The sequence below is a fragment of the Cellulomonas sp. NPDC057328 genome, from assembly GCF_042667215.1.
Classification (GTDB): Bacteria; Actinomycetota; Actinomycetes; order Actinomycetales; family Cellulomonadaceae; genus Cellulomonas.
Genome location: NZ_JBHUZW010000074.1, coordinates 1 through 18508 on the forward strand (window position 1 = coordinate 1; position 18508 = coordinate 18508).

The following is an 18508-nucleotide window of genomic DNA, read 5'->3' on the forward strand; positions in this document are numbered from 1 at the left end:
GCCGTGCAGCATCCCGTGACGCGGGTGCTGCACGACGGCCGGTTCGGCGTGCGGGGTCGGGGCCGGTCGGCGCGTCAGGCGACCGGGGTCGGGACGCGGGCCGCCAGCCAGCCGGCCAGGCGGTCGGGCCGGTCGGTGATGACGCCGTCGACCCCGAGGGCGACGGCCGCCGCCCAGTGCTCCGGCTCGTTCAGCGTCCACACCGTGACCTCGCGACCGGCCGCGTGCAGCCGGTCGACGAGACCCGGGTCGGCCGCGAGCAGCGGCCCGTACGGGTTGCACGTGACGACGTCGAGCTCGGCGCACAGGTCGAGCAGGTCGTCGCGGACCTCGAACACCAGCAGACCCCGGCGCAGCTCGGGCGCCGCGTCGCGCAGCGCCGCGACCGTCTCCGGCCAGAAGCTCTGCACGACCACGCGGTCGGCCAGCCCGGCCGCGAGCACGGGCTCGGTGACGCCGCGCACCTGCTCCGCCGTCCACGCGCCCTTGACCTCGAGGAGCAGGTCGATGCCCGGCCGGCGCAGCAGCAGGTCGACGACCTCCGCGAACGTCGGCACGCGCTGCCCCGCGTACGCGGGCGCGAACCACGCGCCCGCGTCGAGGGCCCGCACGCCCGCCAGGTCCGTTCCGGCGACGGGGCCCGAGCCGGACGTCGTCGCGTCGAGCGTGTCGTCGTGGATGACGACGACCTGCCCGTCGGCGGTCAGCTGCACGTCGATCTCGATCGACCCGGCCCCCGCCCGCCACGCCGCCTCGAACGCCGCGAGGGTGTTCTGCGGCGCGACGGACGAGTTGCCGCGGTGCGCGACGACGACCGTCACAGGTACGGCTCGACGTTCTCGCGGTACGCCGTCTCGATCTTCGGCGTGATGGAGCCGAACGCCTCGGCCGGGTCGGTGCCCTGCAGGACGATCTGCTCGAGGCCCTCGGTGAGGATCGCGTCGGCGCCGGGCACGAACACGCGGATCCAGTCCTGCGAGCGCGCCTTGTCGGCGAGCTGGTCGACCGCCGTGCGGAACTGCGGCGCCTGCTCGTAGACGGCCTTCATCGCGTCCGACTCGACGGCCGACGTGCGGACCGGCATGTAGCCCGTGTTCTGCGAGAAGTACGCCGTCTGGTCGGTGTCCGTGAGGAACTGCAGGAACATCGCCGCGGCGAGCTGCTCCTCCGGCGTCTTCGAGGACGGGATCGCCAGGCCGGTGCCACCGGTCGGCGTGCCGCCGCCGTCGGGGCCGTCGGGCAGGTACGCCGTGCCGACCTCGAACGTCGCGGCGTCGAGGATGCCCTTGAGGGAGCCCGTCGAGCCGATGGTCGAGGCGACCGTGCCGGACGCGAAGTCGACCGTGGCGTCCTCGGACACCGTGGCGACCGGCTGCTCGCCGTGGAAGAGGTCGCGCACGAACTCGCCGGCCTCGAGCGCCTCGGGGGTGTCGAGCGTGGTCTCCCACTCGTCGGAGTACTGGCCGCCGTGGCCCCAGATCATGTTCTCGAACCACCACGCGGACCACGACGTGCCGACCGACATGCCGAGCGGCGCGGAGTCGGCGGGCAGCTGCGGCTGGAGCTGGCCGGTCCAGGACGCGAACTCCTCCCACGTCTCCGGGCCGCGGTCGGGCAGGCCGGCGGCCGCCCACATGTCCTTGTTGTAGTAGAAGAGCGGCGTCGAACGCGCGTACGGCGCGGCCCAGTGCTGGCCGTCGTACTCGTAGTCGCCGTAGAGCGCGGGGACGAAGTCGTCGGTCTCGGCCTCGAGGTGCTCGAAGACGTCGTCCAGCGGCATGATCTGGTCGTTCAGGTGGTACCGGAACCACCACACGTCCGAGGCGATGACGAGGTCGGGCAGCTCGTCGGTCTGCGACGCGGCCTGGAAGCGCTGGGCCACCTCGTCGTAGTTGGCGCCGGCCGTCACGAGGTTGACCGTGATGTCGGGGTGCTCCTCGTTGAAGCGCTTGATGAGCTCCTCCTCGACCGGCTTGGAGGCGCCCGGGTGGTTGCTCCACCACGTGATCTCGGAGGCGGGCTCGACCTGCGACCAGTCGACCTCGGCGGCGGCCTCGCCGGACGCCGACGGGTCGTCCGTGGCGACGCTGGGGGTCGTGCAGGCGGTGAGGGTCAGGGCGCCGACGGCGGCGAGCGCGGCGAGCGCGCCGGCCGACGGGCGACGGTTCCGCGCGGTGCGGTGGAACACGGTGTCTCCTCGGGGGTGATCGGGGGGTTGTGCAGGTGCGCGGGCCGGACGGCGCGCGCGGGGGACCGGACCGGGGGCGGTCCGGTGGTCTGGGGGTGTGGTGCGGGGGTGTGGTGCGGCCGGACGGCCGCGGGTGGCGCCGGCGGGTCAGCCGGTGACGGCGCCCGTGGTGAGGCCGGCGACGAGCCGGCGCTGGAGCAGCAGGAAGACGAGCAGCACGGGGAGCGTGACGACGACCGTGGCGGCCAGCAGCACGCCCCAGTTCGACATGCCGTCGACGTTCTGCAGGAGCGTGAGGCCGACGGGGAGCGTCATCTTGTCGGGGTGGTCGACGACGAGGAACGGCCACAGGTAGTCGTTCCACTCGGTGACGACCGCGACGAGGCCGACGGCCGCGACGGTCGGCAGCGACATCGGCACGACGAACCGCCACAGCCGCCGCCAGTGCCCGGCGCCGTCGAGCTGCGCCGCCTCGAGCACCGACGCGGGCAGCGTGAGGAAGTGCTGGCGGAACAGGAACGTGCCGAACGCGCTGGCCAGTCCGGGCACGAGGATGCCCTGGTAGGTGTTCAGCCAGCCGAGGCTCGCGACGAACGTGTAGTTGGGGATGATCGTGATCTGCGGCGGGATCATCAGCGCCGCGATGACGACGAGGAACACCGTCCGCCGGAACGGCACGTCGAGGAAGACGAGCGCGTACGCGCAGCACAGGCCGAGGACCACCTTGAGGCCCGCGCCCGCGACGGTCAGGCCGACGCTGTTCGCGAAGAGCTGCCCGAGCGGGATGGTCTCGGCGGCCTGCGCGTAGTTCGCCACGTCGAACCGCTCCGGCAGCCACTGCAGCGGCGTGCGGTACAGCTCGTCGGGGCGCTTGAGGCTGGCGAGCGCCATCCACAGCAGGGGCATGCCGAGCACGACGGCCGCGACGGCCATGGTCAGCAGGCTGCCGCCGTCGAGGAGCAGGGACCGGGGCGACCGGCCGCGGCGCGGCGCGGGTGCGGCGGCCGGCGCGGCCGGCGGCGGCGTGGCCGGTGCCGGGGTCGCGGGGCGAGGGGGCGTCTGGACGCTCATGCGTAGTGGACCTTCCGCTCGACGTAGCGCAGCTGGACCGCGGTGACCGCGAGCAGGAGGAGGAACAGGATCGTCGCGCCGGCGGACGCGTACCCGGCCCGGCCGTTGACGAAGCCCTCCTGGTAGATCTGGTACATCAGCGTCGTCGTGCTGCCGAGGGGCCCGCCCTGCGTCATCGCCTTGATGATGTCGAAGGACTGCAGCGAGGCCAGCAGCATCGTGACGAGCAGGAAGAACGTGGTCGGCGCGAGCAGCGGCAGCACGATCGAGCGCAGCGTGCGGGCGGGCGTGGCGCCGTCGAGCGCGGCCGCGTCCTTGAGGTCCTGCGGCACGGCCTGCAGGCCTGCGAGGTAGATGAGCGCGACGTACCCGAGGTTCTTCCACAGGTAGACGACGACCACCATGACGAGCGGCCACGGCGGCGTCGTGTACCACTGCGGCGACGCGGCCCCGAACCAGCCGAGCACCGTCGACATCAGCCCGTACCGCGGGTCGAAGATGAACAGCCAGAGGATGCCGACCGCGTACCCCGACAGCACGTACGGGGCGAACGCGACCGTGCGCGCCAGGCCGCGGCCGGGCAGCCGCCGGTCGAGCAGCAGCGCGAGCCCCAGCCCGAGCAGGAGCGCCCCGCCGACCGTCGTGACCGTGAACACGGCCGTCGTCGTGAGGACCCGCGCGGTCGAGTCGGCGGTGAACCACTCGACGTAGTTGCCGAGGCCGACGAAGCGGGCGACGGGCGAGCCGAGGTTCCACTGCATCGTCGAGAGGTAGAAGCTCTCGACGAGCGGGCGGTACACGAACAGCACGAGCAGCACGACGTTGGGGCCGGCGAGCAGCGCGAACCACGCGAGCGAGCGGCGCCGGCGGGCGGCGCCGGGGCGGCGGCGCGGGTGCGGGTGCTCGGCGCGGTCGGCCCCGGGCGGGGCGAGGACGGCAGCCATGGGTCTCCAGGCACGAGGGGCGGTGCGGCACCCGCGCGGCGACCGCACGGCACGGCGGCCGTGGGCGTCCGCGGGGCGGCGGACGACGGCGCACCGGGTCGGCGCGCCGGGCCCGACCGGAGCCGGACCGCGGTCAACGTAGGCGGCGCGGATACCGCGAAACGGTCACCACGGCCACCGTTGCGAGCGCGTTCGACGAACGTTCACGCAGGTCACCGGGCGTTCCGACCGGGTACGCCGGTGCGGCCGCGCGCGTTCACCGCCCCGACGGCGACCGTTCGCCGCCGGTGCCGCTCTCGCCGCGGGGCGCGCTGCCCGCCCCTCTCGCGGGCAGCATCGTCCTCGGGCGGAAGAGGACAGCACCTGGCCGCTTCCCGGAGGACAGTCGGGACCACGGCACAGGGCCGGTGACCGGAGGGAGCAGCCATGCTGCGCGGAGTGGCCACGATCTCGATCTACGCCGAGGACCACGCGGCGGCGTCCGCCTGGTACACCGAGGTGCTCGGCATCGAGCCGTACTACCAGGTGACCGGGTACCACGAGTGGCGCGTCGGCGAGCACGAGGACGAGCTCGGCCTCATCGACGCGGCGTGGGCGCCGCCGAACGCGCTCGGGGAGCCCGGCGGGGCGGTCGTGCTGTGGCACGTCGACGACCTCGAGGCCGCGCACGCCCGCCTGCTCGCGCTCGGCGCGACGCCGCGCGAGCCGATCACCGAGCGGGGCGAGGGGTTCCGGACCGCCGTGGTCGTCGACCCGTTCGGCAACCTGCTCGGCGTGATGCAGAACCCGCACTGGCTCGAGGTGCGCGCGCGCCGCGGCGGCACCGCCGGTCCGGAGGCCGTCGGCGGGGCATGACGGCCGTGCGGTGCCGGCAGCGGGGTGCTGGCAGCGGGGTGCCGTCGGCAGCCGGCGGGCGGCGGTCAGGGGAGCGCGGCGACCGCGTCGACCTCGACCAGCGCCTCCGGCCGGCCGAGGCGCACGACCCACACGACGGTGAGCGCGGTGGCGTGCGCGCCCCAGACCTCGGCGACCGCGCCGTACGCCTCGTCGAGGTCGACCTCGGCGGCGAGGTGGACGCGCAGGTGGACCACGTCCTCCTGCGTCGCCCCCGCCGCCGCGAGCACGGCCAGCACGTTGCGCAGCGCCTGCGCGGACTGCTCGCGGGCGCCGCCGGTGATCGCGCCGGACGCGTCGGTGCCGTTCTGCCCGCCGACGTACAGCGTGCGGCCGGCGTCGACGAGCGTGCCCTGGGAGTAGAAGGGCGACCTGTGCAGCTCCGGCGGGTTCACGTGCGTCACTCGGCTCATCGTCGGCTCCCTCGCCCGCGCCGCACCCGGGTGCGCGGCGTCCGTGGCCGACGCTAGGCCCGGGCACCGACACGGGGGGCGTCCGAGCGTGGACGGACCTGGACACCGCCGCCGTGGCGTGGTGCCCTTCCGCCGTGACCAGCGCCGAGCCGGCCGACCGACCCGTACCGGTCGTCGGCGACCCGACCCCCGGACCGGACGACCGCGAGCAGGGGGAACGTCCCACGGACGGCCGGTCCGCCCGCGACCTCGTGCCCTTCGGCACCGCCGTGCGGGCGTGGTGCGCGATCTCGCTGCAGACGTTCGGCGGGCCGGCCGGGCAGATCGCCGTCATGCAGCGCACGCTCGTCGACGAGAGGCGGTGGATCGGCCAGCGCCGGTTCCTGCACGCGCTCAACTACTGCATGCTCCTGCCCGGCCCGGAGGCGCAGCAGCTCGCCGTCTACACCGGGTGGCTGCTCAACGGGTTCCGCGGCGGGCTCGTCGCCGGGACGCTGTTCGTGCTGCCCGGCGTCGTCGCGCTGCTCGCGCTGTCCGCCGTGTACGTCGCGTTCGGCGAGACGACGGCGGTGACGGCGCTGTTCGCGGGGCTCGCGCCCGCCGTGATCGCGATCGTCGTCCAGGCCGTGCACCGCGTCGGGACGCGCGCGCTGCGCAGCCCCGCGCTCGTGGTGCTGGCCGTGGCCGCGTTCGTCGCGCTCACCCTCCTGGGCCTGCCGTTCCCGCTCGTCGTGCTCGGGTCGGGCGTCGTGGGGTGGGCCCTGCACCGGTGGGCGCCGCGGCTGCTCGCCGAGCGTGCCGCGGGCGGCGGCGGCGTCGACGGCCCGGCGCCCGTCATCCCCGACGACGCCCTGCACGGCGCCCCGCCGTCGGGGCGGCGTGCGGCCCTCGTCCTCGGCGTCGGGCTGGTCGTGTGGCTCGCGCCCGTGGCGGCGGTCGTGGCGCTGCTCGGGCGGCAGTCGGTGCTCGCCGAGCAGGGCCTGTTCTTCTCCGGCACGGCGCTCGTGACGTTCGGCGGCGCGTACGCGGTGCTCGCGTTCGTCGCCCAGCGCGCGGTCGAGGTGTACGGCTGGCTCGCGCCGGGGGAGATGGTGCGCGGGCTCGCGCTCGCGGAGACGACGCCCGGGCCGCTCATCATGGTCGTGCAGTTCGTGGCGTTCGTCGGCGCGTACCGCGACCCGGGCGGCCTCGACCCGTGGGTCGCCGCGGTGCTCGGCGCCCTGCTGACGACGTGGGTGACGTTCGTGCCGAGCTTCCTGTTCATCTTCCTCGGCGCGCCGTACGTCGAGCGCCTGCGCGGCAACCGGTCGCTGAGCGCCGCGCTGACCGGCATCACGGCGGCCGTCGTCGGCGTCATCGCGAACCTCGCGCTGTACTTCGCGCTGCACACGCTGTTCGCGTCGACGTCCGTGGTCCGGTGGGGGCCGTTCCGGCTGGAGGTGCCGGACCTCGCGTCGGTGCAGGTGGTGCCCGTGGCGATCGCGGTGGTGGCCGGCGTGCTGGTGCTGCGGCTGCGCTGGTCGGTGCTGCGGGTGCTCGGCGTGTGCGCGGCGCTCGGCCTGCTGAGCGCGCTCGTCCCCGGCCTGCGCTGAGCCCTGCCGCGCTGACCCCTGGCGCCCGCGCGACCGCGGCTAGGGTGCCGCCATGCCCACGGACACCCCGCCCGTCGAGGTCACGCTCGAGCCGACGTTCCTCGTCGCCGCGTCCCGGCGCACCGTCGCACGCGCCGACCTGGGGGCGTTCCTCGACCTCGCCCACGGGGAGGTCCGCGACGCCGTCGAGGCCGCCGGCGCCCGCGTCGTCGGGCCGGCGATCGCCTGGTACGGCCACGTCCCCGACGCGACGGCGGACGTCGCGGCGGCGTTCCCCGTCGCGGGCCTGCCCCTCGGCCCGGTGACGCCGGCCGGCGGTGAGCCCGTCGCGCCCGTCGAGGTGGTCCCGCTGACCGGCGGCCGGTGCCTGGTCACCGAGCACGTCGGCCCGCACGACGGCGTCGGGGCGTCATGGGACCGCCTGCTCGCGCGGTGGCACGCCGACCACGGCGGGGTCGGCCGCGGCGACTTCTGGGAGGTCCACCGCGTCGGGCGGACGACCGAGCCCGACCCGGCGCGGTGGCGCACGCGGCTCGTCCTGCCGCTCGGCTGAGCGCCCCGCGCGGGTGACCCGCGTCACGCCGCCCCGGTGGAACACCGCCGGGGTCGTCCCGGTTGAGACCGGTGCCGCCCCGGTTCATGACCCCGGGCTCCAACACTCGCCGCCACGAGCGGCCACGCGCCGTGAGGCGTCTGTCGGGGCGGTCGCGACGGGCCGGTGGGTACGCTCACCGGCCCGTCGTCGTCCCCGCGCTCTTCCGGGCGTGCCCGCTCTTCCGGGCCTGCCCGGTGGCTCAGCGGCTGACGAGCTTGAAGAACGTGCTGTCGCTGCCGTCGGCCTTCTGCTTCTGGTACAGGAACGCGAGCTTCGACTCGTCGAACTTCTCGAACCACGCGTCCCAGCCGATGTGCTCGAGCTCGTCCGTGCCGGCGCCGCCGGGGAAGTCGATGCGCAGCACGCCGGGGTCGTCGCCGCCGGCCGTGTCGCGCACGCTCGCGGGCTTCCCGTCGTGCTCCTCCACCCAGCTGCGGATCTCGTCGTGGTCCGTCGTGGTCGTGCTCTCGGAGCTCATCGTCGTCCTCCTGCTCGGGTCGGGATGGGCGGGCCGTCGTGCGCCCGCGCTCGCCACGCTAGGCACGGGCGCGGCGGGCGGCGACCGGACGCGGCCCGTCCGTCGGCGGCCGCGGCGGCGCGCGCCTAGGGTCGGCGCATGTTCACGTTCGCGACGGCGGGACGGCTGCTGGTCGGCGCGGGTGCGGCCGAGGGGGTCGCGGAGGTCGTCGCGTCCTTCGGGCCGGGCGTCCTCGTGGTCGCGGGCGGGTCGGCCGACGTCGCCGCGCTCGCGGGTGCCGGGGACGTCGACGTCGTGCGGCACCGCGGCGAGCCGACGGTGGACGACGTGCGGGCGGTCGTCGCCCGCGCCCGCGAGCTGCGCCCCGACGTCGTCGTCGGCTGGGGCGGCGGGTCCGTCGTCGACGTCGCCAAGGCCGCCGCGGCGCTCGCGCTGTCGGACGGCGACGTGCTCGACCACCTCGAGGTCGTCGGCGCCGGGCGGCCGCTGCCGCCCGGGGCCCTGCCCGTGGTCGCCGTCCCCACGACCGCCGGCACGGGCGCGGAGGTCACCGCGAACGCGCCGGTCCGCGTGCCCGAGCGGGGCGTGAAGGCGAGCCTGCGCGGGCCGACGCTGCTGCCGGCCGTGGCGGTCGTCGACCCGGTGCTCACGCTCGACTGCCCGCCGGGCGTCACCGCGGCGTCCGGCGCCGACGCCCTCACGCAGTGCCTCGAGGCGTTCACCACGCCGCAGGCCACCCCGCTCACCGACCCGCTCGCGCGCGAGGGCCTGCGCCGGGCCGGCCGCTCGCTCGTCCGGGCGCACGCCGACGGCGACGACCTCGACGCGCGCACCGACATGAGCCTGGCCGCGCTGCTGTCCGGCATGGCGCTGGCCAACGCGCGGCTGGGTGCCGTGCACGGGCTGGCCGCGGCGCTCGGCGGGCGGCTGGGCGCGCCGCACGGCGAGATCTGCGCGGCGGTGCTCGCGGCGACGACGGACGCGAACGTGCGCGCGCTGCGGCGCACCGACCCCGACGGCGAGGGGCTGGGTCGGTACGCCGAGGCGGCGGCCGTGCTGACGGGGCGGCCGGGCGCGCGCGCCGAGGACGCGGTCGCGTGGCTGCGGGACACGGTGGGGTCGCTCGGGGTCCGGGGCCTGCGGCAGCTCGGGCTCGGCGACGCGGACGTGGCGGACGTCGCCCGGGACGCGCTCGCCGCGTCCAGCACGCGGGGGAACCCCGTCGTGCTCACCGGTGCGGAGATGGAGGACGTGCTCCGCGCGTCGCTCTGACCCGCCGCCGGCCCGGCGCGGGGACGGCGCGGGGCCGGTGACGGACGCGCGCCGACGCTCCCTGCCGTCGTGTCGGTGGCGGGGTGCAGCATGGGACGGACCGGGGCGTACCGGGCACGCGGTGCGGCTCGACGTCGGTGCGCATCCCGTGCGTGCGCCGGTGCGGACGGGATGCGGTGACCCCGACGAGTTCGGCCCGCGTGGCGGGTCGGTCCCCGGGACGGCGGAGACGGGAGAGGGGCATGACGACGACGATCGAGGCCCATGGGCTGGTGAAGCGGTACGGCGCTGTCGAGGCCCTGCGGGGCCTCGACCTCGAGGTGCCGGAGGGGACGGTGCTCGCGCTCCTCGGCCCGAACGGCGCGGGCAAGACGACGGCGGTCCGCATCCTCACGACGCTGCTGCGCCCCGACGAGGGCACGGCGACGGTCGCGGGCGCGGACGTGCTGCGGGAGCCCGAGGAGGTGCGCCGGCGCATCGGGCTGTCGGGGCAGTCGGCCGCGGTCGACGAGAACCTCACCGGTGCGGAGAACCTCGAGATGATCGGTCGCCTCTACGGCTTCCGGCGACGGCGGGCGGTGGACCGGGCGCGGGAGCTGCTCGACGGGTTCGACCTGTCCGACGCGGGCAACCGTCCGGCGAAGACGTACTCCGGCGGCATGCGCCGCCGCCTGGACCTCGCGTGCGCGCTGGTCGCGACGCCCCGCGTCGTGGTGCTCGACGAGCCGACGACCGGGCTCGACCCGCGCAGCCGGCTCCAGATGTGGGACGTCATCGCGGGCCTCGTCCGCACCGGCACGACCGTGCTGCTCACCACGCAGTACCTCGAGGAGGCGGACCGGCTCGCCGACGACATCGTCGTGATCGACCACGGGCGCGCGATCGCGCACGGCACCGCCGACGCGCTGAAGGCGCAGGTCGGCGGCGAGCGGGTCGAGCTGGTCGTGGCCGACGCGGCCGACCGGGAGGCGGCACGCGCCGCGCTCGCGGCCGTGGCGGCGGGCGACGACGTGCACGACGGCGGCACCGAGCGCAGCCTGTCGGTCGCCGTGCAGGACGGTGCACGCTCCCTGCGGCGCGTGCTCGACCGGCTGGAGACGGACGGCGTCCGGGTGCTCGACGTCGGCCTGCGGCGCCCCACGCTCGACGACGTGTTCCTGACGCTGACGGGACGCACGGCCGAGGACGCGGACCCGTCCGGGCGGCCGCCCGGCGCGCCGCCCGGCGAGGAGCGCGACCTCGTGCCCGCACGCCCCGACACGGCCGGGGAGGTGGCCCGGTGACCACGCTGACCCGGACGTTCACCGACACCCAGGTCGTCGCCAAGCGCAACCTGCTCAAGATCGTGCGGGTGCCCGAGATCCTCGTCGCGGTGCTGATCTCGCCGATCATGTTCGTGCTGCTCTTCGCGTACGTGTTCGGCGGCGCGATCGACCCGGGCGACGGCACGAGCTACCGCGAGTTCCTCATCCCCGGGATCTTCGCCCAGACCGTGGTGTTCGGGGCCACGTTCACCGGCGCCGGCATCGCGGAGGACATGCAGAAGGGCATCATCGACCGCTTCCGGTCGCTGCCCATGTCGCAGTCGGCCGTGCTGGCCGGTCGGACGTTGTCCGACGTCGTCTACAACGTGCTGTCGCTGCTGATCATGGCGCTGACCGGCCTGCTGGTCGGGTGGCGGGTGCGCGGGTCGCTGCTCGACGCCGCGGCCGCGTTCGGGCTGCTGCTCGTGTTCGCGTACGCCGTGAGCTGGATCATGGCGCTCGTCGGCGTGCTCGTGCCGAGCGTCGAGGTCATCAACAACGCGTCGTTCATCGTCATCATGCCGCTCACGTTCGTGTCGAACGCGTTCGTGCCGCTCGAGTCGTTCCCGTCGGCGCTGCGGGTCTTCGTCGAGTGGAACCCGGTGTCGACGTTGACGCAGGCGTGCCGGGAGCTGTTCGGCAACACGAACCCGGCGGCGCCGCCGGTGTCCGACGCCTGGTCGATGCAGAACCCGGCGCTGTACACGCTCGTCTGCGTCGTGGTCATCCTCGTCGTGTTCGCCCCGCTCGCGATCGCGCGGTACCGCCGCACGTCGCGCTGACGGCGGTCGTCGGCGGGTGCCGGACGTCGCCCGGCTCAGGCGTCGACGGCCCCGACCGCGTCGACGACGAGCTGGGCCGCGCGGCGGATCTCGTCGAGCTGCGCGGGCGTCACGCCGAGCCGCTCGACCATCGTCGCCGGGATGTGCTCCGCCTGCGCCCGCAGGGCCCGGCCGGCGTCGGTGAGCTCGATCGCGAGCGTGCGTTCGTCGCCGGCGGCGCGCGACCGCACGACCAGCCCCATGGCGGCGAGGCGCTTGACGATCGGGGACGTCGTCGCGGGCTCGAGGTGCAGCAGGTCGGCGAGCCCGCGCAGCGACAGCGGCCCGTGCTGCCAGAGCGCGAGCATCGCGAGGTACTGCGGGTGCGTGAGGCCCAAGGGCTCGAGCAGGGGACGGTAGAAGGCGACGAGCGAGCGGGCGGCCGCCGAGAGCGTCAGGCACACCTGCGCCTCGACGGCGAGGGGGTCGGCGATGGGCTGGCTCGTCACGGCCCCATGCTAGCCCGGACCGTAAGGGTGCTTATGATGAGTGCGCTAACGATCATCATCCCGGGGAGGCGCGATGGCACGCGGGCGGCGGCTCGACATGACGGACTGGCTCGCGCGCTACCTGCTCGGGCCCGCGTCCGTGGCGCACCCGCGCCGTGCCGGCCGGCGCGCCAACGAGGCGGAGCGGGAGCGCGAGACCGCGCTGCGCTCCGAGTTCGTGCGCGTCCGGGACGCGAGCGGCCGCGTCTACCTCGTCGACCGCGCCACGGCGGAGGCCACGGGCGCGACGCCCGTCGACTGACGCCGGCGGACCGCGACGGCGCGTCCGGGTGTCAGCGTGCGCGGCAGCCGGGGTCGCGGAACCCCCCGACCGTCACGCTGAACAGCTGCACCAGACCCGGGCTCGCGACGCAGCGCAGATCCCGACCCACGCTCGTGCGCAGCACGCTCACGGAGGGCTGCACGTCCACGGCCGTGAGGGATCCCTCGATCGTGGGGCCGCGGCCCCCGCAGGACGACGCCCCCAGCGCGCCCGTCCCCGCCGCGGACGTCAGCAGGACGTCACCGCCCACCGTGCCCTCGCAGACCCGCAGGTTGCTCCAGCGCGCCAGGGTCAGGTCCTCGCCGACGTGGCTCCAGGCGAACGTCATGTCCCCGCCGTGGCCGACGACGTCACCGCGGACCGTCGTGCCCACGACGCGCAGCCACGGCTGGGTGGCGCTCGCCGCCGCGAGGAGGTCGCCGTCGACGGTCGAGTCGTCGAGGATGATGCTCCCGGCCGCCTGCACGGACCCGTGGACGTGCGCGGCGTACGTCGCCAGGCCGGCGCCCCCGGTCAGGTGCACGTCACGCAGCACGATCGTGCCGTCCAGGTAGACGGCGCCCACCGAGACGACGTCGCCCTCCACGACCGACGTGTACAGCCCGAGGTGCGCGCCGGCGTCGACGTGGACGTCCCCGAGCACCTGAACCCCCGTGACGTGGCAGCTGACGTCGCCGACGAGGTCGCCCTCGATGACGTACGTCTGCCCGGGTTCACGCGGCCACGACTCCTGCTCGCTGCACCGGTGCGTCTCCGGAGCGGCCGCCGCCGCAGCCGCCGTCCCGCCACCCGCCGTCCCCGCACCCGTCGCCGCGGCCAGCACGAGTGCCGCCCATGCCGCCCGCACCCGTCGGGGTGCCGTCCGTCCGCCGCCCATGACCGCCCCCTGTCGCGTGCCCCGTCGCCCCGCCAGTGTGCGCGCGGCGACGGGGCGGGACAAGGGTGAGGAACCGGACGTCAGCCGTGCAGCGCTGCCCCGAGGGCAAGGCCCGCCGCTGCGGCGGCGACGCAGGTGGCCAGCGTCCCGCCGGCGTTCAGCACCGCGCGCCGGACCTCCCCGTCCTGCGCCATGCGCACGGTCTCGACCGTCGCCGTCGAGAATGTGGTGAACCCGCCGCAGAACCCGGTGCCGGCCAGGACGAGCGCCGTCGGGCCGACCGCGCCTTCGGCCGCCGCGCCCGTGAGGACGCCCAGCAGCAGCGACCCCGACACGTTGACGAGGACCGTCCCCCACGGGAAGGACGTCCGGACCCGCCCCCGCACCAGCCCGTCGACGACGAACCGTGCTGCCGCCCCGAGCCCGCCGGCGAGCGCGAGCAGCAGCACGGTCACGAGCCGCCCCCGTCGTTGCACCCGGCCGCCCGGTCGCCGGCCGCACCGGTGCCGCGCCGGGCGTCCGCCGCGGACGCGCCGCGCACCCGGCCGCCCACGACGAGCCCGAGCGCGGCTGCGGCGACCCCGGCCACCACGCTGACCAGCCCGTACGCCGCCCCGAGCAGCACGTCGCCGCCGGCCAGCGACCGTTCGACCTCGACGGCGAGCGTGCTGAACGTCGTGAACCCGCCGAGCACGCCCGTGCCGAGCGCCAGGCGCACCGCCCGCGCGCGCGGCGACTCCGGCCCGCGACCGAGCGCCCCGAGCAGCATCCCGAGGGTCAGCGCGCCGACGAGGTTCTCGACCGTCGTCGCGACGGGCCAGCCGCCGTCCTCCCCGCCGGGGAGCGCGGCGTTCAGGCCGTACCGCGCGAGCGTGCCGACCGCGCCACCCGCCGCGACGAGCGCGACGAGGCCGGGTCGCAGGTGCGGCGGACGCCCCGTCCGGTCGGCGTGGGTCCGCACAGGCACCGGGTCAGCCTGCCACCGACCCGGTGCCGGCGACGTCAGACGCGCGCCTCCTCCGCGGGCGCCGCGGCGTCGGCCTCCGCCATGGCGCGCCGCCCGGACGGCAGCCCGACCGCGACCACCACGACGAGCAGCAGCGCGACGCCCGCGGCGACGAGCAGCGACTCGACGCTGTACCGGTCGGCGAGCGGGCCGAACACCGACATGCCGAGCGGCATCGCGACGGCCATGACGATGCCGACGAACCCGAACACGCGCCCCTGCCGCTCGGGCTCGACCTTCTCCTGCAGCACGGTCATGGTCGGCGTCGAGAAGAACGGCACGCCGAGCCCGATGAGGAACATGAAGGCGAAGAACACCCACAGGTTCGTCGAGACGCCGAGGCCGATGTTGAAGAGCGCGAACAGCACGGTCGTGCCGACGACCATCGCGATGCGGTTCTTCAGGCCGCCCCACGTCGCGACGACGATGCCGCCCAGGAGCATGCCGATGCTGAACGCGAGCTCGTTGACGGTCAGCTTCCACACCTCGTCGCCGAACGTGCGCACGATCATCAGCGGCGTGAGGAACGACGGCGCGACGATGAGCACGAACACGACGCCCCACAGCAGCAGCACCCACCGCACGAACGCGTGCGTGGCGACGTACCGGACGCCGCCGACGAGGTCGGCGAGGTACCCGCGGACGCCGGCGACCTGGTCCGTGCGGACCAGCCGCGGCACGGGCACGAGCGTCAGCAGCGCGATCCCGATGAGCGCGGTGACGACGTCGACGAAGAAGATCGCCTCGATCGACGCCGTCGCGTAGAGCCCGGCGGCCACCGCGGGCGCGATCAGCATCATCGCGGACTGGATCGTCTGGTTGATGCCGTTGACCCGCATGAGCTTCTCGGTCGGGACGATCTGCGGCAGCAGCGACGACACCGCGGGCGTCTGGATGCCTGCGCCGGCGGACCGGATCGCCGACACCAGGTACAGCAGCCACAGGTCGTCGTAGCCGGACAGCATGATCAGCGCGAGCGCGAGGGTGCTGGCCGCGATCGTGGCGTCCGCGCCGATGATGAGCTTCTTGCGGTCGAGCCGGTCCGCCCAGACGCCGCCGAACACCGACACGACCGCCTGCGGCAGGAAGCCGACGACCGCGTAGATCGCCATCACGGAGCCGGACCGCGTCTCGAGCGTGAGGTGCCACATGATCGCGTACTGCACGAGCATCGAGCCGAGCAGCGACGACGTCTGCCCGGCGAGGAACACGCCCGTGTCGCGCCGCCAGCGCGGACGCTCCGCCTCCGTCAGCGGCGCCTGCGCGAGCGCGACGTCGGGGTCGTGCTGGGCGCTGTCGTGCGGGGGCGCACCGGGCGCGGGGGAGTCGGGGGCCGGCGGCTCGGGCGCGGACGGGGTGGGGGCAGACATGGCGCGTCCTTCGGGGGTACGAGGGTGTCGGTGTGTGCAGACCGTCCCCGCGCGCCAACTCATCGGGGGGCGGAGGTGCGTCCAGCCTGGCGGGGCCCGGGCGGGCGTGTCACGCGCTTTGGGCCGTCGGGCGCCGGCGCGCGGTGACCACGGGATGAGACGCGGATGAGAGTTCCGTGGGTGGCGCGCGGCCCTGGGCGGGGCGTGGACCCCCGATCCCGGGTGAACACGCGGGCGACACGCGGCGCATGCCCCCACGTGTCCCGATCCGGGCGCGACGTCCGGGACCTGACGCCCTGGCACCGGCCCGACACTGCCCCTAACGTTGCGCAAGTGACTGAGAACCGTGTCAACGGCACCGCACCCGTGACGGCCCCGCAGCACTCGGTCGAGGGTTTCGTCAAGGAGTTCCTCGGCGAGCTCCACTTCGGCCAGGGCGTCACGCTCGCGCGCGCGAGCGTGAACGACCAGTACCTCGCGCTCGCGCGGACGGTGCGGCAGTACCTCATGGCCCGCTGGATGGAGACGGCCCGCCGCCAGTACGACGCCCAGGCGAAGACGGTCGCGTACCTGTCGGCGGAGTACCTGCTCGGCCGCCAGCTCGACAACGCGCTCGTCGCCACGGACATGGCGGAGATCGTCGACGAGGGCCTCGCGTCCCTCGGCATCGACCTGGCGACGCTGCGCGAGCAGGAGGTGGAGCCGGGCCTCGGCAACGGCGGCCTCGGGCGCCTCGCCGCGTGCTTCGTCGACTCGCTCGCGACGATGAGCGTGCCCTGCATCGGGTACGGCATCCGCTACGAGTACGGCATCTTCCGCCAGACGTTCGTCGACGGCTGGCAGGTCGAGCAGGCCGACACGTGGCTCGAGCTGGGCGCGCCGTGGGAGTTCCCGCACCCGGAGCACGCGGTCACCGTGCACTTCGGCGGGTCCACCGAGACGTACACCGACGACGACGGCGTCGAGCGCACCCGCTGGGTGCCGGCGTGGGACGTGCTCGGCGTGCCCTACAACTACATGGTCCCGGGCTTCCAGAACGGCCGCGTGAACACGCTGCGGCTGTGGAGCGCGCGCGCCACCAAGGCGTTCGACCTGCAGATCTTCAACTCCGGCGACTACGCCGAGGCCGTGCGCGCGCAGACGTTCGCCGAGAACATCTCCAAGGTCCTGTACCCGGAGGACTCGACGCCGCAGGGCAAGGAGCTGCGCCTGCAGCAGCAGTACTTCTTCGTCGCCTGCTCGATCCGCGACTTCGTCGACAACGTGCTGCCGGCGGACTTCGACCTGCGGAACCTGCCCGAGCGGGTCATGTTCCAGCTGAACGACACGCACCCCGTCATCGGCGTGCCCGAGCTCATGCGCATCCTCGTCGACGAGAAGAAGTTCGCGTGGGACGAGGCGTGGGCGATCACGCAGAAGTGCTTCGCGTACACCTGCCACACGCTGCTGCCCGAGGCGCTCGAGGTGTGGTCCGTCGAGCTCATGGGGCGCCTGCTGCCGCGGCACCTCGAGATCATCTACCGGATCAACGAGGAGTTCCTCGCGCAGGTCCGCGAGCAGTACCCGAACGACGAGCTGCGGCTGCGCCGGATGTCGATCATCGCGGAGCACCCCGAGCGATCCGTGCGCATGGCGTACCTCGCGACGATCGCGGGCGCCAAGGTCAACGGCGTCGCCGCGCTGCACTCGCAGCTGCTGCGGGACAACGTGCTGCCCGACTTCTCGGAGCTGTGGCCCGACAAGTTCACCAACGTCACCAACGGCGTCACGCCGCGCCGGTTCATCCGGCTCGCGAACCCGGCCCTGTCGGACCTCATCACCGACGCCGTCGGCCCCGGCTGGCTCACCGACCTCGAGCGGCTGCGCGAGATGGAGCCGCTCGCCGACGACCCCGAGTTCCGCGAGCGCTTCCGCGCGGTGAAGGCGGCGAACAAGCAGCGCCTCGCCGACGTGCTCGCGCGCCGCGACGGCATCGAGCTGCGCACCGACGCGATGCTCGACGTCATGGTCAAGCGCCTGCACGAGTACAAGCGCCAGACCCTCAAGGTCCTGCACATCGTGTCGCTGTACGAGCGCATCCTCAGCGGCGAGCTCGACCCCACGTCGATCCCGCCGCGGGTGTTCGCGTTCGGCGCCAAGGCCGCACCCGGCTACAAGATGGCCAAGCAGATCATCGGCCTCATCAACCACGTCGGGGCGACGGTCAACACCGACCCCCGTGTGCAGGGCGCCCTCACCGTCGTCTTCCCGCAGAACTACAACGTGACGCTCGCGGAGAAGCTGATCCCCGCCGCCGACCTGTCCGAGCAGATCTCGCTCGCCGGCAAGGAGGCGTCCGGCACGGGCAACATGAAGTTCGCCCTCAACGGCGCGCTGACGATCGGCACGGACGACGGCGCGAACGTCGAGATCCGCCAGCTCGTCGGCGACGACAACTTCTTCCTGTTCGGCCTGCTCGAGCCCGAGGTCGCCGAGCTCCAGGCCGCCGGGTACGAGCCGTCGAAGTACTACGAGGAGAACCCCACGCTGCGGCGCGCGATCGACCTCATCGCGTCCGGCGCGTTCTCGCCCGACGACAAGCGCGTGTTCGAGCCGATCGTGTCGAACCTGCTCACCGAGGACCGCTTCCTCGCGCTCGCCGACTTCCAGGCGTACCTCGACGCGCAGGACCGCGTCGACGCCGCCTACCGGGACGTCGACGGCTGGACGCGGTCGGCGATCCTCAACGTCGCGCGCTCGGGCTTCTTCTCGTCCGACCGGTCGATGTGGGACTACATCGACCGGATCTGGCACACGCAGCCGGTGGTCGCGCGGTGACGCACGCAGGTGCTGCGCGGTAGCGCTCACCCCCTCCACCGCGGCCACACCCCCCCCCTACCCCGCGTGCGGGCCGGCCGCCGCGCAACATCCAC

19 protein-coding genes are annotated in these 18508 nt (G+C 74.4%); 8 read left to right on the forward strand and 11 right to left on the reverse strand.

From position 1 onward, the window contains the following. Positions 1-74: 74 nt before the first annotated feature. From ACFUMH_RS13140 to ACFUMH_RS13155, 4 genes are all read right to left on the reverse strand, one after another. Positions 75-821 (reverse strand): glycerophosphodiester phosphodiesterase, encoded by a 747-nt coding sequence (locus ACFUMH_RS13140; RefSeq protein ID WP_378206049.1) that lies wholly within the window; start codon positions 819-821, stop codon positions 75-77. Then, positions 818-2188 (reverse strand): ABC transporter substrate-binding protein, encoded by a 1371-nt coding sequence (locus ACFUMH_RS13145; protein WP_378206052.1) that lies wholly within the window; start codon positions 2186-2188, stop codon positions 818-820. Before ACFUMH_RS13145 ends, ACFUMH_RS13140 begins: the two co-directional genes overlap by 4 nt. A 147-nt stretch (positions 2189-2335) precedes the next feature. After that, positions 2336-3259 carry a carbohydrate ABC transporter permease gene (locus tag ACFUMH_RS13150; protein WP_378206055.1) on the reverse strand — a complete coding sequence of 308 codons (924 nt, stop codon included), beginning with the start codon at positions 3257-3259 and terminating at the stop codon, positions 2336-2338. Then, complete coding sequence (locus tag ACFUMH_RS13155; RefSeq protein ID WP_378206059.1) at positions 3256-4203, reverse strand: carbohydrate ABC transporter permease; 948 nt, start codon at positions 4201-4203, stop codon at positions 3256-3258. Before ACFUMH_RS13155 ends, ACFUMH_RS13150 begins: the two co-directional genes overlap by 4 nt. 426 nt (positions 4204-4629) lie before the next feature. Here ACFUMH_RS13155 and ACFUMH_RS13160 point away from each other — a divergent pair, with 426 nt between their 5' ends. Next, complete coding sequence (locus ACFUMH_RS13160) at positions 4630-5058, forward strand: VOC family protein (protein WP_378206062.1); 429 nt, start codon at positions 4630-4632, stop codon at positions 5056-5058. A 65-nt stretch (positions 5059-5123) separates the two neighbouring features. On the opposite strand, the gene ACFUMH_RS13165 is transcribed toward ACFUMH_RS13160, so the two are convergent. Further along, positions 5124-5510, reverse strand: coding sequence for a RidA family protein (locus ACFUMH_RS13165; RefSeq protein WP_378206065.1), 387 nt, complete (start codon positions 5508-5510; stop codon positions 5124-5126). Positions 5511-5644: 134 nt separating this feature from the next. Here ACFUMH_RS13165 and chrA point away from each other — a divergent pair, with 134 nt between their 5' ends. After that, positions 5645-7102: a chromate efflux transporter gene (gene chrA / locus ACFUMH_RS13170; protein ID WP_378206068.1), complete on the forward strand. Its 1458-nt coding sequence runs from the start codon at positions 5645-5647 to the stop codon at positions 7100-7102. A 52-nt stretch (positions 7103-7154) separates the two neighbouring features. Beyond that, positions 7155-7655 (forward strand): GyrI-like domain-containing protein, encoded by a 501-nt coding sequence (locus ACFUMH_RS13175; protein WP_378206072.1) that lies wholly within the window; start codon positions 7155-7157, stop codon positions 7653-7655. Positions 7656-7896: 241 nt separating this feature from the next. Here the strand turns inward: ACFUMH_RS13175 and ACFUMH_RS13180 are convergent, their stop codons facing one another. Continuing rightward, complete coding sequence (locus ACFUMH_RS13180; RefSeq protein WP_378206075.1) at positions 7897-8175, reverse strand: hypothetical protein; 279 nt, start codon at positions 8173-8175, stop codon at positions 7897-7899. Positions 8176-8313: 138 nt separating this feature from the next. Here ACFUMH_RS13180 and ACFUMH_RS13185 point away from each other — a divergent pair, with 138 nt between their 5' ends. From ACFUMH_RS13185 to ACFUMH_RS13195, 3 genes are all read left to right on the forward strand, one after another. Further along, positions 8314-9447, forward strand: coding sequence for an iron-containing alcohol dehydrogenase (locus ACFUMH_RS13185; protein WP_378206078.1), 1134 nt, complete (start codon positions 8314-8316; stop codon positions 9445-9447). Positions 9448-9689: 242 nt separating this feature from the next. Then, on the forward strand, positions 9690-10730 hold the full coding sequence (locus ACFUMH_RS13190; protein ID WP_378206081.1) for an ATP-binding cassette domain-containing protein: 1041 nt from the start codon (positions 9690-9692) through the stop codon (positions 10728-10730). After that, the gene (locus ACFUMH_RS13195) at positions 10727-11533 is read left to right on the forward strand and encodes an ABC transporter permease (protein WP_378206084.1); all 807 of its coding nucleotides are present in this window, start codon (positions 10727-10729) and stop codon (positions 11531-11533) included. The genes ACFUMH_RS13190 and ACFUMH_RS13195 overlap by 4 nt, the downstream gene beginning before the upstream one ends. 35 nt (positions 11534-11568) lie before the next feature. Here the strand turns inward: ACFUMH_RS13195 and ACFUMH_RS13200 are convergent, their stop codons facing one another. Then, positions 11569-12021: a MarR family winged helix-turn-helix transcriptional regulator gene (locus ACFUMH_RS13200; protein WP_378206088.1), complete on the reverse strand. Its 453-nt coding sequence runs from the start codon at positions 12019-12021 to the stop codon at positions 11569-11571. Between the two features lie 73 nt (positions 12022-12094). Between ACFUMH_RS13200 and ACFUMH_RS13205 the strand changes: the two genes are divergently transcribed. Beyond that, the gene (locus tag ACFUMH_RS13205; RefSeq protein ID WP_378206091.1) at positions 12095-12322 is read left to right on the forward strand and encodes a hypothetical protein; all 228 of its coding nucleotides are present in this window, start codon (positions 12095-12097) and stop codon (positions 12320-12322) included. A gap of 31 nt (positions 12323-12353) precedes the next feature. On the opposite strand, the gene ACFUMH_RS13210 is transcribed toward ACFUMH_RS13205, so the two are convergent. The 4 genes from ACFUMH_RS13210 to ACFUMH_RS13225 all read right to left on the reverse strand — a co-directional run bounded on the left by ACFUMH_RS13210 (position 12354) and on the right by ACFUMH_RS13225 (position 15596). Then, entirely contained in the window at positions 12354-13220 is an 867-nt protein-coding gene (locus ACFUMH_RS13210; RefSeq protein ID WP_378206094.1) for a hypothetical protein, read from the reverse strand. Between the two features lie 80 nt (positions 13221-13300). Next, entirely contained in the window at positions 13301-13675 is a 375-nt protein-coding gene (crcB, locus tag ACFUMH_RS13215; protein WP_378206097.1) for a fluoride efflux transporter CrcB, read from the reverse strand. Next, positions 13672-14187, reverse strand: a complete 516-nt coding sequence (locus tag ACFUMH_RS13220) for a fluoride efflux transporter FluC (protein ID WP_378206100.1) — start codon at positions 14185-14187, stop codon at positions 13672-13674. The genes crcB and ACFUMH_RS13220 overlap by 4 nt, the downstream gene beginning before the upstream one ends. Before the next feature lie 35 nt (positions 14188-14222). Further along, a complete protein-coding gene (locus ACFUMH_RS13225) occupies positions 14223-15596 on the reverse strand; it encodes an MFS transporter (protein WP_378206103.1) in 1374 nt (457 codons plus the stop codon). A gap of 333 nt (positions 15597-15929) precedes the next feature. On the opposite strand from ACFUMH_RS13225, the gene ACFUMH_RS13230 reads away from it, so the two are divergent. Next, on the forward strand, positions 15930-18413 hold the full coding sequence (locus ACFUMH_RS13230) for a glycogen/starch/alpha-glucan phosphorylase (protein WP_378206106.1): 2484 nt from the start codon (positions 15930-15932) through the stop codon (positions 18411-18413). The last annotated feature ends 95 nt before the right edge of the window (positions 18414-18508 follow it).

Excerpts from the sequence above, each read along its gene's own strand:
- ACFUMH_RS13205 (WP_378206091.1), top strand. The coding sequence starts at position 12,095 with ATGGCACGCGGGCGGCGGCTCGACATGACGGACTGGCTCGCGCGCTAC.
- ACFUMH_RS13150 (WP_378206055.1), bottom strand. The coding sequence starts at position 3,259 with ATGAGCGTCCAGACGCCCCCTCGCCCCGCGACCCCGGCACCGGCCACG.
- ACFUMH_RS13180 (WP_378206075.1), bottom strand. The coding sequence starts at position 8,175 with ATGAGCTCCGAGAGCACGACCACGACGGACCACGACGAGATCCGCAGC.
- ACFUMH_RS13225 (WP_378206103.1), bottom strand. The coding sequence starts at position 15,596 with ATGTCTGCCCCCACCCCGTCCGCGCCCGAGCCGCCGGCCCCCGACTCC.
- ACFUMH_RS13160 (WP_378206062.1), top strand. The coding sequence starts at position 4,630 with ATGCTGCGCGGAGTGGCCACGATCTCGATCTACGCCGAGGACCACGCG.
- ACFUMH_RS13185 (WP_378206078.1), top strand. The coding sequence starts at position 8,314 with ATGTTCACGTTCGCGACGGCGGGACGGCTGCTGGTCGGCGCGGGTGCG.
- ACFUMH_RS13175 (WP_378206072.1), top strand. The coding sequence starts at position 7,155 with ATGCCCACGGACACCCCGCCCGTCGAGGTCACGCTCGAGCCGACGTTC.
- ACFUMH_RS13165 (WP_378206065.1), bottom strand. The coding sequence starts at position 5,510 with ATGAGCCGAGTGACGCACGTGAACCCGCCGGAGCTGCACAGGTCGCCC.
- ACFUMH_RS13190 (WP_378206081.1), top strand. The coding sequence starts at position 9,690 with ATGACGACGACGATCGAGGCCCATGGGCTGGTGAAGCGGTACGGCGCT.
- ACFUMH_RS13210 (WP_378206094.1), bottom strand. The coding sequence starts at position 13,220 with ATGGGCGGCGGACGGACGGCACCCCGACGGGTGCGGGCGGCATGGGCG.
- ACFUMH_RS13155 (WP_378206059.1), bottom strand. The coding sequence starts at position 4,203 with ATGGCTGCCGTCCTCGCCCCGCCCGGGGCCGACCGCGCCGAGCACCCG.